14 protein-coding genes and 1 pseudogene are annotated in these 14260 nt (G+C 68.8%); 12 read left to right on the forward strand and 3 right to left on the reverse strand.

The annotated features are described in order from the left end of the window. Nucleotides 1-98: 98 nt before the first annotated feature. The 12 genes and pseudogenes from macS (at nt 99) to ACWEIJ_RS09010 (ending at nt 10781) form a co-directional block, all read left to right on the forward strand. Nucleotides 99-1259 (forward strand): MacS family sensor histidine kinase, encoded by a 1161-nt coding sequence (gene macS / locus ACWEIJ_RS08955; RefSeq protein WP_449836604.1) that lies wholly within the window; start codon nt 99-101, stop codon nt 1257-1259. Between the two features lie 11 nt (nt 1260-1270). Then, entirely contained in the window at nt 1271-1918 is a 648-nt protein-coding gene (locus ACWEIJ_RS08960; RefSeq protein WP_449836863.1) for a response regulator, read from the forward strand. A 20-nt stretch (nt 1919-1938) separates the two neighbouring features. Then, on the forward strand, nt 1939-2448 hold the full coding sequence (locus ACWEIJ_RS08965) for a DUF1707 SHOCT-like domain-containing protein (RefSeq protein WP_449836605.1): 510 nt from the start codon (nt 1939-1941) through the stop codon (nt 2446-2448). 36 nt (nt 2449-2484) lie between these two features. Then, nucleotides 2485-3921 (forward strand): annotated as a pseudogene (locus ACWEIJ_RS08970) (DUF2867 domain-containing protein). A gap of 36 nt (nt 3922-3957) precedes the next feature. Further along, the gene (gene tdh / locus ACWEIJ_RS08975) at nt 3958-4989 is read left to right on the forward strand and encodes an L-threonine 3-dehydrogenase (protein WP_449836606.1); all 1032 of its coding nucleotides are present in this window, start codon (nt 3958-3960) and stop codon (nt 4987-4989) included. Continuing rightward, on the forward strand, nt 4989-6167 hold the full coding sequence (locus ACWEIJ_RS08980) for a glycine C-acetyltransferase (protein ID WP_449836607.1): 1179 nt from the start codon (nt 4989-4991) through the stop codon (nt 6165-6167). Before tdh ends, ACWEIJ_RS08980 begins: the two co-directional genes overlap by 1 nt. A gap of 67 nt (nt 6168-6234) precedes the next feature. Continuing rightward, on the forward strand, nt 6235-6708 hold the full coding sequence (locus ACWEIJ_RS08985; protein ID WP_449836608.1) for an RNA polymerase sigma factor: 474 nt from the start codon (nt 6235-6237) through the stop codon (nt 6706-6708). After that, nucleotides 6693-7706, forward strand: coding sequence for a hypothetical protein (locus ACWEIJ_RS08990; protein WP_449836609.1), 1014 nt, complete (start codon nt 6693-6695; stop codon nt 7704-7706). The genes ACWEIJ_RS08985 and ACWEIJ_RS08990 overlap by 16 nt, the downstream gene beginning before the upstream one ends. A 68-nt stretch (nt 7707-7774) precedes the next feature. Further along, nucleotides 7775-8836, forward strand: coding sequence for an alpha/beta hydrolase (locus ACWEIJ_RS08995; RefSeq protein WP_449836610.1), 1062 nt, complete (start codon nt 7775-7777; stop codon nt 8834-8836). Further along, on the forward strand, nt 8833-9684 hold the full coding sequence (locus tag ACWEIJ_RS09000; protein ID WP_449836611.1) for a LysR family transcriptional regulator: 852 nt from the start codon (nt 8833-8835) through the stop codon (nt 9682-9684). Before ACWEIJ_RS08995 ends, ACWEIJ_RS09000 begins: the two co-directional genes overlap by 4 nt. 115 nt (nt 9685-9799) lie before the next feature. After that, the gene (locus tag ACWEIJ_RS09005) at nt 9800-10603 is read left to right on the forward strand and encodes a helix-turn-helix domain-containing protein (RefSeq protein WP_449836612.1); all 804 of its coding nucleotides are present in this window, start codon (nt 9800-9802) and stop codon (nt 10601-10603) included. 13 nt (nt 10604-10616) lie between these two features. After that, complete coding sequence (locus ACWEIJ_RS09010; protein WP_449836613.1) at nt 10617-10781, forward strand: DUF397 domain-containing protein; 165 nt, start codon at nt 10617-10619, stop codon at nt 10779-10781. Here ACWEIJ_RS09010 and ACWEIJ_RS09015 read toward each other — a convergent pair. The 3 genes from ACWEIJ_RS09015 to ACWEIJ_RS09025 are packed head-to-tail and all read right to left on the reverse strand — an operon-like array spanning nt 10743 to nt 14244. Further along, nucleotides 10743-11708, reverse strand: a complete 966-nt coding sequence (locus ACWEIJ_RS09015; protein ID WP_449836614.1) for a phosphotransferase family protein — start codon at nt 11706-11708, stop codon at nt 10743-10745. The genes ACWEIJ_RS09010 and ACWEIJ_RS09015 overlap by 39 nt on opposite strands. A 10-nt stretch (nt 11709-11718) precedes the next feature. Continuing rightward, on the reverse strand, nt 11719-13350 hold the full coding sequence (ptsP, locus tag ACWEIJ_RS09020) for a phosphoenolpyruvate--protein phosphotransferase (RefSeq protein ID WP_449836615.1): 1632 nt from the start codon (nt 13348-13350) through the stop codon (nt 11719-11721). Nucleotides 13351-13389: 39 nt separating this feature from the next. Then, a complete protein-coding gene (locus ACWEIJ_RS09025; RefSeq protein ID WP_449836616.1) occupies nt 13390-14244 on the reverse strand; it encodes a Dyp-type peroxidase in 855 nt (284 codons plus the stop codon). Nucleotides 14245-14260: the final 16 nt, after the last annotated feature.

Here is a 14260-nt window from a genome sequence, read left to right on the forward strand (position 1 = left end):
GAGAGCGTCGCACATTCCTCCGTTCGGCAGAAGACGGCCACCTGGGGGTTAGCCAGCGCACGTTCACGCGGCAGGATGGTGGCCGAAAGGAGCACAGCGTGCCCGAACTGCCTGCCGAACGTGTGACGAAGGTGATCGACGACCCGGCCACGCCGCTGTGGCGCGGGGCTATTGCGCTACGCATAGTCACATTTCTGTTCGCGGCGGCGAACGTGATCGCGAACCAGTCCGGCTACCTCCGGCCCGATCTCGCGTGGACGACGCTCGGGATCATGGCGCTGTGGTCGGTGTTCACCAGCCGCGCGTACAGCACGACGCGGGGCAGGAACTGGCCGCTCGTGCTGATCGACCTGGCCGTGACGTGCGGGCTCATGTCGTTGTCGCCCCTGATCATGTCCGACCACCAGCTGCTGACCCTGAACGTTCCGCTGATCACCACGATCTGGGCGTGCGTGCCCGCGGTCGTGCTGGGCGCGGTGGGCGGACCGACCGCGGGGTTCGCCGGTGGGCTGGTGGTGGGTCTCTTCACCTATCTGTCCAAGAGGGTGCCGAGTCTCGACATGCTGCGCGACGTCGTGCTGCTGGCCGGTGCCGGCATGGTCGTGGGCATGGCGTCGGCGACGGCACGGCGATCGGCGGTGCTGCTCGCCCAGGCGTTGCGCGCGGAAGCGGCGACGGCGGAACGGGAACGGCTCGCGCGTTCGATCCACGACAGCGTGCTGCAGGTGCTCGCCCGCGTCCGCAAGCGCGGGCTCGAAGTCGGTGGCGAGGCCGCGGAACTGGCCAGGCTCGCCGGCGAGCAGGAGGTGGCGCTGCGCAACCTGGTGGCCGCCGCACCGACCGACTCCACAGTGGACGGAGAGATCGACGTGCGGCCGGGCCTGCAGCTGCTCGCGACGCCGCGCGTTCAGGTGTCGACGCCGGCGACCCAGGTCATGCTGAAGGCCGCCGTGGCCGGTGAACTCCACTCGCTGGTCCGCGAGGCACTGTCCAACGTGGACAAGCACGCCGGTGCCGACGCACGGGCGTGGGTGCTGCTGGAGGACCTCGGAGAGGAAATCGTGCTCAGCGTCAGGGACGATGGTCCCGGCATCCCGGAAGGCCGGATCGCCTCCGCGGCCCGAGAGGGCAGGATGGGCATCGCGAAGTCGATCAAAGGCCGTGTGGAGTCGCTGGGCGGCACGCTGGAACTCCAGACCGGGCCGGGGGAGGGCACGGAGTGGGAGGTTCGGGTGTTCAGGAAGGGGGCGGCAAGGTGACGGTCTCGGTGATGGTCGTGGACGACCACCCGATGTGGCGCGAAGGCGTGGCACGGGATCTGCAGGAGCGGGGCTTCGAGGTCGTGGCGACCGCGGGAGACGCTGCCTCGGCCGTGCGCATCGCGAAGGCGGTGCGCCCGAACGTCGTCCTGATGGACCTCAACCTCGGCGAACTGTCCGGCGTCGACGCGACGTTGATGATCACCAGCGAGCTGCCGGACACGCGCGTGCTGGTGTTGTCGGCGTCCGGCGAGCACGACGACGTGCTGCAGGCCGTCAAGGCGGGCGCGTCCGGCTATCTGGTGAAGTCCGCGTCCTCCGACGAACTGGTCGAGGCCGTCTCGCGCACCGCCGCCGGTGACGCCGTGTTCACCGCGGGCCTGGCCGGACTGGTGCTCGGCGAGTACCGGCGCATGGCCGCCGCGCCGGACGACTCGAAGGAGAAGCCGGAGCTCACCGACCGGGAGACCGAGGTGCTCCGTTTGGTGGCCAAGGGCCTGACGGCACGACAGATCGCGAACCGCCTGGTGATCTCCCACCGCACGGTCGAGAACCACGTCCAGTCGACTTTGCGCAAACTGCAACTGCACAACCGGGTGGAGCTGGCGCGTTATGCCATCGAGCACGGTCTCGACAGCGAACCGGAGGCAGAGAAATGACCGACCCCAGAGACTTACGCGTGTCCGACCCCGAGCGCGAGCACGTCGTGAGCCTGCTGAACAAGGCGGTGGGCCGCGGCATGATCACGCTCGACGAGTTCACCGCCCGCACCGACACCGCGCTGGCCGCGGTGACGCGCGCCGACCTGAACTCGGTGCTCATCGACCTGCCCGGCATGGTCAACAACGAGGTCGCGCACGCGCGGACCGAGCTGAAGAACACGATGGGCACCACGGTCCGCAAGGGTCACTGGGTGGTGCCGCGCGAGCTCGTCATCCGCAACACCCTCGGCACGACGAACCTGGACTTCACCGGGGCGGAGGTGCCGCCGGTCGTCAACATCGATCTCGACGTGTCGCTGGGGTCGGTGAAGCTGGTGCTGCCACCGGGGTCGTCGCTGAACGTCGACGCCGTGGAGATCACGGCCGGTGAGCTGAAGGACAAGGTCCACAACCCCGTCGGCTCTCCGCACTTCCAGGTGCGCGGTCACGTGCGCGGCGGGTCCGTGGTGATCAAGCGCAAGCGCTGATCTGCACCCGTTCGCCGGAGCCCGCAGGATCAGGGCATGCGGTGTCTCGTGACCGGCGCGACCGGGTACCTCGGCGGACGGCTCGTGCCCAGGCTGCTGGCCTCCGGACATCAGGTGCGGTGCCTCGTGCGCTCGCCTTCGAAGCTGCGCGACGTGCCGTGGGCCTCTGACGTCGAGATCGTCCGCGGTGACGTGCTCGGCGATCTCGACGTGCCCATGCACGAGGTCGAGGTCGTCCATTACCTCGTGCACTCGTTGCACTCGAAGGACTTCGCGGACGCGGATCGGCGCGCTGCCGAGAACACGGCCCGCGTCGCCGAACGCGCCGGCGTGCGGCGGATCGTCTACCTGGGCGGGCTGCATCCGCGTGGCGGACCGCTGTCACCGCACCTGGCCTCGCGCAAGGAGGTCGGCGAGGTGTTCCTGCGGTCGTCGGTGCCCGCGGTGGTGCTGCAGACCGCGGTGATCATCGGATCCGGGTCGGCGTCGTTCGAGATGCTGCGATACCTGACCGAACGGCTGCCGGTCATGGTGACGCCTCGGTGGGTGCACAACCGGATCCAGCCGATCGCGGTCAGGGATGTGCTGCGGTACCTGGTCGACGCGACGACGCTGGACGCGAACCGGACGTTCGACATCGGCGGCCCGGACGTGCTGACCTACCTGGAGATGATTCACCGGTATGCGCTGGTCGCCGGGCTGCGCAAACGATTGGTGTTCCCCGTGCCCCTGCTGACTCCGCACTTGTCCGCGTACTGGGTGTTCCTGGTGACGCCGGTGGCCGGGTCGATGGCGGGGGCGTTGATCGAGTCACTGGTGCACGAGGTGGTCTGCGGCGAGCACGACATCGAGAGGGCTCTGCCGGGCGAGAACGTCGGCTACGACCACGCGGTCGAGCCGGCGCTTGCCAAGACCTGCAGAACTGAGGCGGCGCGCTGGTCGGAAACTCGGCACCGGGTGCGCTGAGGGAACCGCTGCCGACCGCATCCGCCGGGTCCGACCGCGCCGCGTCCGCCGACAAGCGCGATCACCGAACCGGCGAGACGCCCGAATGTCCGCGGTGAGTCGTCGATGCAAACGCGGAGAGCGCAGCCCCCACCCTCCCGGGGGGCGTCCCCGTTCCAGAATATCAGGGTTTGCGCTGGTCAAGCGGCCATTCGGCGATCTGTGGACAACTCGCGATCTTGAGACAATGCCAGTGAGGCGCTCGGCCGATACCGGGACGAGGAGACCGAACGCGGCAGGCTGCTGCGTTGCGCGCGGAGATGAAAGTGCCCAGGGCCGGAGCTTCGAGTGGCGGGTACCCGCGACGGCGGGTCCACTTACCGCCAACGCGCCGTGTTCGTGCCCAAAGGGCTCGCCGGACACCTCTACTGGGCGGTGGTCTGGCCGTTTCACGGCGTGGTGTTCGGCGGCATGGTGCGCAACATCGCCAATGAAGCTGAGCTGCACAAGAACTTCAGAAAGTCCTGATGGACTGCACAAGCAGCAAAGGGTGAGACTTCCCGCATGAAGGCTCTCGTCAAGGTCGCCGCTGGGCCTGGCCTGGAACTGACCGACGTCCCCGACCCCACGCCGGGTCCGACGGACGTGCTGGTCAAGGTGCTGCGCACCGGTATCTGCGGCACCGACCTGCACATCGACTCGTGGGACGACTGGGCTGCGGCCAACATCAAGGCGCCCCTCACGCTCGGCCACGAGTTCGTCGGCGAGGTCGTCGAGACGGGCGCGAGCGTCACCGGCGTCAAGGTGGGCGACCTGGTCAGCGGCGAGGGCCACCTCGTGTGCGGGACGTGCCGCAACTGCAAGGCCGGACGCCGCCACCTCTGCGCCAACACGCGCGGTCTCGGCGTGCACTCCAACGGTGCGTTCGCGCAGTACGTCGTGTTGCCCGAGCAGAACGCGTGGGTGCACCGCACGCCCGTGGACCTGGACGTGGCCGCGATCTTCGACCCGTTCGGCAACGCCGTGCACACCGCGTTGAGCTTCCCGGTCATCGGCGAGGACGTGATCATCACGGGCGCCGGGCCGATCGGCATCATGGCCGCCGCCGTCGCCAAGCACGCGGGGGCGCGCAACGTCGTGATCACCGACGTGTCCGAGCACCGGCTGGACCTCGCGCGGAAGGTCGGGGTCGACCTCGCGGTGAACGTCGCCGAGAAGACGATCGAGCAGGCTCAGCACGAACTCGGCATGGCCGAGGGCTTCGACGTCGGCATGGAGATGTCCGGCAAGCCGTCGGCGCTGCAGAGCATGATCGCGAACATGGCGCACGGCGGTCGCATCGCGATGCTGGGGCTGCCGGCGGAGGAGTTCCCCGTCGACTGGAGCAGCGTCGTGCTGAAGATGCTGCACATCAAGGGGATCTACGGCCGCGAGATGTTCGAGACCTGGTACTCGATGACCGTGCTGCTGCAGCGCGGCCTCGACCTCGCGCCGGTCATCACGCACCGGTACGACCACACGCAGCACGCGGAGGCGTTCGCCACCGCGCGCGAGGGCAAGTGCGGCAAGGTCATCCTCGACTGGACGGGAGCCTGATGTACGGCGAGCTGAAGAACGACCTGGTCAGGACGATCGGGGAGATCCGGGAGGCCGGGCTCTACAAGTCCGAGCGCGTCATCGGCACCCCGCAGAACGCCGCCGTGCGGGTCGGGCAGGGTGACGAGGTCCTGAACTTCTGCGCCAACAACTACCTCGGGCTCGCCGATCACCCGAAGCTCATCGAGGCAGCCAAGACCGCGCTCGACGAGTGGGGCTTCGGCATGGCGTCCGTGCGGTTCATCTGCGGCACGCAGGAGCCGCACAAGGAACTGGAGCGCAAGCTCAGCGAGTTCCTCGGCACCGACGACACGATCCTCTACAGCTCGTGCTTCGACGCGAACGGCGGCCTGTTCGAGACGCTGCTCGGCGCCGAGGACGCGATCATCTCCGACGAGCTGAACCACGCGTCGATCATCGACGGCGTGCGCCTGTCCAAGGCCAAGCGCTATCGCTACAAGAACCGCGACATGGACGACCTGGAGCGTCAGCTCAAGGACGCGGCCGACGCGCGGTACCGGTTGATCGCCACCGACGGCGTCTTCTCGATGGACGGCTACCTCGCGCCGTTGGACGAGATCTGCGACCTGGCCGAGCGGTACAACGCGCTGGTCATGGTCGACGACTCGCACGCGGTGGGCTTCACCGGACCGACCGGCCGCGGCACCCCGGAGCTCTTCGGCGTGCAGGACCGGGTCGACATCGTCACGGGCACGCTCGGCAAGGCGCTGGGCGGCGCGTCCGGCGGCTACACGTCCGGCCGCAAGGAGATCGTCGAACTGCTGCGCCAGCGCTCACGCCCGTACCTGTTCTCGAACTCGCTGGCGCCGTCGATCACCGCGGCCGCGATCGCCGCGCTGGACCTGCTCTCCGGTTCGTCCGAGCTGCTCACCCGGCTCAGGGAGAACACCGAGCTGTTCCGCCGCCGCATGACCGAGGAGGGCTTCGACCTGCTCCCCGGCGAGCACCCGATCATCCCGGTGATGATCGGTGACGCGGCCGAGGCGGCCCGGCTGGCCGACCTGCTGCTGGAACAGGGCATCTACGTGATCGGCTTCTCGTACCCGGTGGTGCCGCACGGCAAGGCCCGCATCCGCACGCAGATGTCGGCGGCTCACTCGCTGGACGACGTGAACCGGGCGGTCGACGCGTTCGTCGCCGCACGCGCCAAGATGTGACCCGAGTCACACAACGGTAAGAATCCGAGCGATCCGCGCACTACCTCGTGAAGAGGGAGGGGCGATCGTGGAGGACTTCTCTGCCGTCTACCGCGAGTGCTACCCGCGCGTGCTCGCCTATGCCGCGAGCCATGCGGGTGCACAGCGAGCGGAGGACATCACCAGCGAAACCTTCACGATCGCCTGGCGCAGGCTCGACCAGATGCCGTCGAACGCGCTGCCGTGGTTGCTCGGCATCGCCCGCAACCTCGTGCGCGCGGCCCGCCGCCAGGCCACGCACATGGAGCTCATCGAGCTTCCGGCCGACGACGACTTCGCGTTGATCGAACTGCGGGTGGCGCTCGCGACCCTGTCCGAGGCCGACCAGGAGGTGCTCACGCTGATCGCGTGGCACGGGCTGGGCGCGGCGGAGGCGGCGCAGGTGCTCGGGTGCACGACGGCGACGTTCTTCGTGCGGCTGCATCGAGCGCGACGACGGTTGCAGGCCGTTCTCTCGACATCGAACTTCGACCGTGCGAGGGAGTCATGGAAGACCTCATGAAGGACCTCGCCAGGGTCAGGCCGGCCGTGCCCGAGGTCGACCGCGACCGGATGGAACGCGACCTCGCCCGCATCACCGCGCTGCCGCGGGCGCGTTCGGCCAGGACGCGGCTGGTCAGGCGGTTCGCTCCGGTGCTGGTCGTGGCCGGGGTGATCGCGCTGGTGGTCGTGCTGCTGCCGAGGCCCACCCAGCCCGCGCAGCCGGCCGCGCCGCGACCGTGGTGGCACGCGCTGACGCAGCAGTGGTCGTTGATGGTCGTGGGCGATCCGGCGAACCCGTTCGTCGTGATGATCTCCTCGAAGACCGACCAGTGGCTGACGGTCAACAGGCAGGTCACGGTCGTCCAGAAGGACGGTTGGGTGCAGCCCTTCACCTCGGACGACGGCATCAAGTGGGAGTTGACGGGCAAGCCCGCGACGGTGCCTCAGGTCGGAGGAAGCCACTCGGTGCGCATGGGCCCGATGAAGCCGTCCGTGCAGAAGACCAACGTCGCCGGGTTCCAGATGTCCCTGCACAGCAAGGTGCGGTTCGACTCGTTCGACTCGCTGCCCGCGGACCCCGCGGAGCTGAGGAAGTCGTTGGAGACGATCAGCGGTAAGGACACCTACAAGACCGCGACTCTCGCCATGGAGGTGATGACCGCGAACGTGCGCGACGACCAGCGACGCGCGGCGTTCGAGCTGCTCAAGAGCCTCGACGGAGCGCGCTTCCTCGGCGAGGTGCCGCTGTCCGACGGCCGTTCCGGCATCGGCGTGGCGATCCCCGCGCCGTCGACGTTCCAGTTCTCGGGCGTCGAGACGCAGTTCGTGGTCAACCCGGAGACCGGTCTGCCGATGGTCAAGCGGGACATGATCAGCACGTCGCAGCACGGCGTGCCGGCGGACTTCCCCATCTCGGAGGAGCAGTACCTCCTGCTCGACAGCACGTCCATCGACCCGATCGTGCCTCAGGACGTCCCGGTGAACGGCCCGGTCGAATCTCCCGTCGTGGAACGGTGAGTTTCCGAGTTCTTCGGAAAGTCCATTTGAGACTCACAGCCGTAATGGGGTCGCCGTACGCTGTTCGGGTGAGACTGAGCCTCCGCCTGGCCACGCTCGCAGCCAGGGCCGCGTTGTCCCTTCCGGACCGGGTGATCCGCGCGATCCTCGGCCCGCCGGTCGAGGTCGAGGGGGCCCGGCTGAGCCCCACCGCCCAGCTGCTGATCGCGTTGGAACGGTTCGTGCCGAGGTCCGAACCGCAGGCGGTGATCGACCTGACGGCGGCCCGCAGGGACTACGACATCGTGTCGTCCGTGATGCACGCCGGCGTCGCGTCCGAGGTGCACGTGCGCGACACCTTCGTGACCGGTGCGCGCGGTCCGCTCGCGGCACGGGTGTACAGCCCGCCCGGCGCGTCCGGTCCGCTCCCGGTGCTGGTGTTCTTCCACGGCGGCGGTTTCGCCGTCGGCAGCGTGACCAGCCACGACGGCATCTGCCGGTTCCTCAGCCTGCACGGTGGCGTGCGGGTCGTGTCGGTCGAGTACTCCCTCGCCCCGGAACACCCGTACCCGGCCGCGGTCGACGACACCTACGCGGCGTTCCTGCACGTCGTCGCGAACGTGGAGCGCTTCGGCGGCGAAGGTCTCGCGGTGGGCGTCGGTGGCGACAGCGCGGGTGGCGCGCTCGCGGCCGTCGTGGCGCAGCGGTGCGTCGACGACGCGGTGACGAAGCCCGCCTTCAACCTCATGCTCTACCCGGCGGTCGACGGGATGGGCGAACACCCGGCACGGGAGCTCTTCGGGCGCGGCTTCTTCATCGAGACCGACACGATCGACTGGTACCGGTCCTGCTACTCGCCGGAGCTGGAGCGGTTGTTCGAGCCGTACGCGTCACCGTTGCGCGCGCCCGACTTCCACGGCCTGCCACCGACCTGCGTGGTCACGGCCGGGTTCGACCCGCTGCGGGACGAGGGCACCGAGTACGTGGAACGACTGCGTGCCGCCTCGGTGCCGGTGACCCACCTGCACTGCGACGGGCTGGTGCACGGGTTCGCCTCGTTCATCTCCTGCGACCGGCACGCGCGGCGCGCGATGCGGAACATCGCGACGGAACTGCGTCGCCTGGCCGCTGCGTCCATCATGAGCGGGTGATCGACCCACGACGGCTCCGCGTGCTGCGCGCACTCGCCGACCACGGCACCGTGACGGCCGCGGCTGCCGCGTTGCACCTCACGCCGTCAGCGGTGTCGCAGCAGCTGGCCGCCTTGGAGTCGGAGGCCGGACATCCTTTGCTGCTGCGGAAAGGACGCCGCGTCTCGCTCACCCCGGCCGGTGAGCTGCTCGTCGCGCACGCCCATGTCGTCGCCGCGGAACTGGAACGCGCACAGGCCACTTTGGACGCTCTCGCCTCCGGCTCGTCCGGGCGGGTCGCGGTCGCGGCGTTCGCGTCGGCGATCACGCAGGTCGTCGCACCGGCGCTGGCCGCGTTGCGGGAACGGTCGATCGAGCTGTCGGTGCGCGACGCCGAGGGCCACGAGAGCGTACGGCTGCTGCTGGACGGCGAGATCGACGTGGCGATCACCGAGGAGCACCGCGCCACCGAGCGCTTCACGCGATTTCCGCTCTACACCGAACCTTTCGACGTCGTGCTGCCACCGGGACACCCGCTCACCGGACCGGTGGACCTCACTGCGCTGGCCGACGAGGACTGGGTCGTGACACAGCCCGGCAACCCGTTGCGGGACGTTGTGGAGATGGCGTGCGCCCAGGCCGGGTTCACCCCGCGGATCCGGCACACCTCTGACGACTTCCGCGCGATCGAGGCACTGGTCGCGGCGGGCGCCGGCGTGGCGTTGGCGCCCCGGAACGCGGTGCGCGGAATTCCAGTTGCCGGTGTGGCGCCATTGCGACGAGTGGTGGCGGCTGTGCGCAGAGGGTCGGAAGACCATCCGTTGGTGCGCATCGTGCTTGATGAACTCCACTTAGTGGCACAAAGGTAGGACTTGTACCGGCTCCAAAAACTACTTCCTTCAGGGAAATTCGGGCGGAAACGATGGAGCCGAAGGGAGTCGTACTTCTAGCTTCACTGCCATGCCACGACGAAAGTCCAGTGTGGTGGGACGGGAGTTCGGCGAGGGCCTCCGCAACGCCATCGAACAGACCAAGCTGACCCATCGCAAGCTCGCCGAAGCACTCGGCTGGGACGAAGCCAAACTCTCCGATCTCGTGCGCGGCAAGGGCGGGGTCGACGAGGGCGATCTCAAGCACCTGCTCGGGTTCTGCCGGGTCAGCCCGGAAGAGGCCCGCCACCTGGTCGCGTTGTTCCGCGAGACGCGCGAAAGCGGCTACCTCAAGATTCCCGAGGACGGGCCGCCGGATCAGGTCCCCCTGCTGCTCAACCAGGAACGTCTCGCCAACGAGATCACGGTCTGGTCGGCGAATCTCATCCCCGGACATCTCCAGACCACTGACTACATGCGTGCTGCACTCGAAGGAGTTGTCCGCAAGGCGGTCGACTACGAAAAGCTCATCGAGGCGAAGCTCGAACGCCGCAAACTTTTCCACTGGAGCCGCAAGTTCGTGTTCTTCATTCACGAACACGCGCTGCGTCTACCGGTGGGCGGGCCGAACGTGATGAAGGACCAGTACATCCACCTTTTGATGATGGCGCAGCGTTCCTACATCACCCTGCGGGTCGTGCCGACCGCCATCGGCGCACACGCGGGCATATCCGGATCGTTCCTTCAGCTCGGCTACGAAAAGTTCGAGCCGGTCATCTTCCTCGAAGGCGAGACGTCCGGCCTCTTCCTCGAAGACGCGAAATCAGTCGCCGTCTACACCTCCCTGCTGAAGCTGCTCGACGATCAAGCGTTGGATCCGGAACAATCGAAGGAGCTGATCACCGGCATCCTGATCTGAGGAGGCGTCCCGCATGTCGACCTGGCGCAAGAGTTCTCACAGCCCAAACTCGAGCGACTGCGTCGAGATCGGTCGTGGCATCGGCGTCCGCGACAGCAAGGCACCGGCCACGCACCTGCCGGTGTCTGCGCAGGCGTGGTCAGCGTTCCTCGGCGCGGTCAAGGCCGAGCGCCCGTAGCCGGGCGAGGTTGTCGGCGAGGTAGCCCCGGCAGAACGTCAGGTGGTTCTCGTCGGTGTAGCCGCGCGGACTGCACTCGATGGTGAGCAGCAGGCTCAGGTAGAGGTGGTAGAGCGCCAGCCGGTGCTGGAACGCGGGCGTGAAGTCGAGGACACCGCCCGCCTCGACGTATCCGCGCACGAGATCGCTGTCCTGGCCGACGTCACCGCCGAACGCCAGGGAGACGAGCTCGGCGGCCGGGTCGCCCCAGAACGCCCGTTCGTGGTCGATGAGTCCGATGATCCGGGTGCCGTCGATGAAGATGTTGCCCGGCCAGAGGTCGAAGTGGATCAGGGCAGGCCTGGTCACCTCGTCGAGCGCGTAGCCGCCGGCCGCGACCAGCGCCCGGATCTCGGCGGGCGTGGTCTGCAGGTCTGACTGCCACCGTTCGGCGTCGTCGAGGAGTGCGTCGACCATGGCGGTGAAGGCCGTCTTCCAGTCCGGCGCGGACAGCCCCGACTCCGCGGCCGGGTAGCCGAACTCGTCCGAGGTCAGGGTGTGCAGGCGTGCGGTGATCGCGCCGAGTTCGCGGCGCAACGCCCGTTGGGTGGCGTCGGGCAGGTCCGTGGCCTTGTCCCAGGGAGTGCCCTCCAGCAGGGAGATCGCCAGGAAGTCCGGGCCCTCGCGGAGCAGCTCGGGCGCCGGAACGTCCGGTAGCACCGCGAGCCGCCGATAGACCATGGCCTCCGTCGCCATGATGCCGCGTTCGTAGCGCAGGATCGGGACGTCGGCCGGTGGCGCGAGCTTCACGACGGCGGCACGGCCGTCGTCGAGGACGACGCGGTAGGCCGTGTTGAACCAGCCGTCGGTCAGCTCGCTCTCCAACCGATACCCGATCAGGGCGTTGAGCTCTTCTTCAGACAGGCGACGCTTCGTCTGGCTCTGCACGAACCCAACGTTAGTGCGGTGCGCGTGCGGCGAGCTTGGCCGTTCCCGGATCTCCTGCCGCCAGCGCGCCACGGGCGGCGAGCTGGCAGATGTCCATGCTCGACGTCGCGAGCTTGGCGCCGACATCCGCGAGAGCCGTGTGGTTCATCGACAACGACGTCACGCCCATGCCGATGAGCACGCACGCGAGCAACGGATCGGCTGCGGCCTCACCGCAAACGCCGATCGGCTTGCCCGCCGCCGTGGCCGCCTCGCCGACCTGGGAGATCAGCCGCAGCAACGCGGGCTGCCACGGGTCGTTCAGCGCGGCCACGCCACCGAGCTGGCGGTCGGCGGCGAAGACGTACTGGGCCAGGTCGTTGGTGCCGATGGAGATGAAGTCGACGACCTGGAGGATCTCGCGGGCCGACAATGCGGCCGACGGAACCTCGACCATCACACCGGCACGCTTGATCCCCGCCTGGCGGGCGCGTGCGACGAACCACGACGCCTCAGCAGCCGTGGCGACCATCGGTGCCATGACCGACACGTCGGCGCCGGAAGAAGCGGCCGCGGCGGCGATGGCCTGGAGCTGGCGGTCGAGCACCTCGGGGCGGTCGAAGGCGACGCGCAGACCGCGCACACCGAGGGCCGGGTTGGGTTCGGGGTCCGGGTTCAGAAACGCCAGCGGCTTGTCCGCGCCCGCGTCGAGGGTGCGCACCACAACCGGCTTGCCCTTGAACGGCGCCAGCACAGCCTCATAGGCAGCAGTCTGCTCAGCAACACTCGGCTCCTCCGCCGCGTCGAGGAAGCAGAACTCCGTCCGGAAGAGGCCGACGCCCTCGGCGCCGGCGGCAGCGGCGGCGGCCGCGTCCGCGGGCGAGCCGACGTTGCCCAGCACCTTCACGCGGTGGCCGTCCTTCAGCACGCCCACGCCGTTCCAGACGGCCTTCTTGCCGGTGCCGGCCGCGCGGACCTTGCCGTCCGACTCGCGCACCTGGCCGGTGTCGCCGTCGACCTCCAACGCCTTGGCGTCGAACGCCAGGACGCCCCGGCACGCGACGACGGCCGGAATACCCAGCGACCGCGCGAGGATCGCCGTGTGCGAGGTCGGACCGCCCTCCTCCGTGACGAGGGCGAGGACCTTCGACGGGTCGAGACCGGCGGTGTCCGCGGGCGCGAGATCACGCGCCACCAGCACGGACGGCGAGGTCAGGTCCGGTACGCCGGGGGCGGGCAGGCCCAGCAGCTCGGCCACCACGCGGTCGCGGACGTCCTGGACGTCGCGGGCGCGTTCGGCCATGTAGCCACCGGCGGCCTGCAGCGCGGAGATGAATTTCGCGGCGGCCTGGTGCACCGCACGGGCGGCGGGCAGGGCCTCGTCCACGACGAGCTTCTCGGCCGACTTGATGAGCGACGGGTCGCCCGCCATGGTCGCGGTCGTCTCCAGGACGGCCCTGGCCTCGCCCTCGACCGTCTTCGCGCGCTCCATCAGGCGCTGCGCCACGACCTCGGTCGCCGGGCGGATGCGGGAGGCTTCTTCCTTCGTATCCGCAGGTCGCGGACCAAGCGGAGGTTCCGGCAGGGCCTCGGCGACCCTGACCACGGGACCGGACGCCCGGCCGCTGCTGACACCGACACCGCTCAGCCGCGTGCTCGACATGGTCTAGACCATACCCTTCCACCGGGAACCGACGACAGCTCAGTGTGACCAATTCCGGGGCGGAATGCGGAAAGCCGCCGAGCTGGTCGTCGTGGCGTAACGCAGAAGTGCGTCTCCCTCGACCATCCGATACATCGTGTTCACAAACGTCTTCAGCTCGCGCTGGTAGGAGATGAAGAGCAGGCCCTCGGCGTAGTTGTAGGAGCGGCGCAGCATCAGGCCGGCGCCCGCCATCAGCGGATGCGCGCGCCGGACGTGCGCGTCGGCCGGGATGACGTACTCGCCGTCCGGTGTCTTTGCCGACAAATCGACCTCCTCGCCGCCGGACAGCGGCACTGCGTCGTGCTTGCGCCGCCCGAACACCCGTTCCTGGTCGGCCACCGGCAGAGCGGTGAACGCGGCGACGTCGAGCTTGATCCGGCGCACGACCGCGATGGTCGACCCGTCCGGCAGCCAGACCTCGGCGTCGAACTCCTCCGGGGTCTTCGGCACGACGATGCCGTCCTTGAAACCCAACCCGTTCGTGCCGTCGGGGTTGCAGAAGCCCTGCTCACGCCACCGCAGCCGGCCGTCGGGCCGCAGCCGTGCAGCCGCGTCGCGCACGGCCTCGGCGTCGTCCCCGCAGATCTGCAGGAACAGCTTTCCGCCCAGCTCCTGCGGCGCGACCGCGTCGCCGGGGAACTCCGGCAGGCCGTCGATCCCGTGCCCGTACGTCACCGTGACCGACGCGCTGACCTGCGCGGACGGCACCGCGGCCGCGTCCCAGACGGAGATGTCGGCGTACCGCTGCTGGGGCGTGGTGATGCCCTGCTGACGGTCCGGAGAACCGCAGCCACCCAGTAGGCCGATGGCAGCAGCGCCGTAGAGCAGACGGCGGCGTGAGATGGCGACCACAGGGGCAGTGTGACAC

It is taken from the genome of Lentzea sp. NPDC004789 (genome assembly GCF_053601075.1).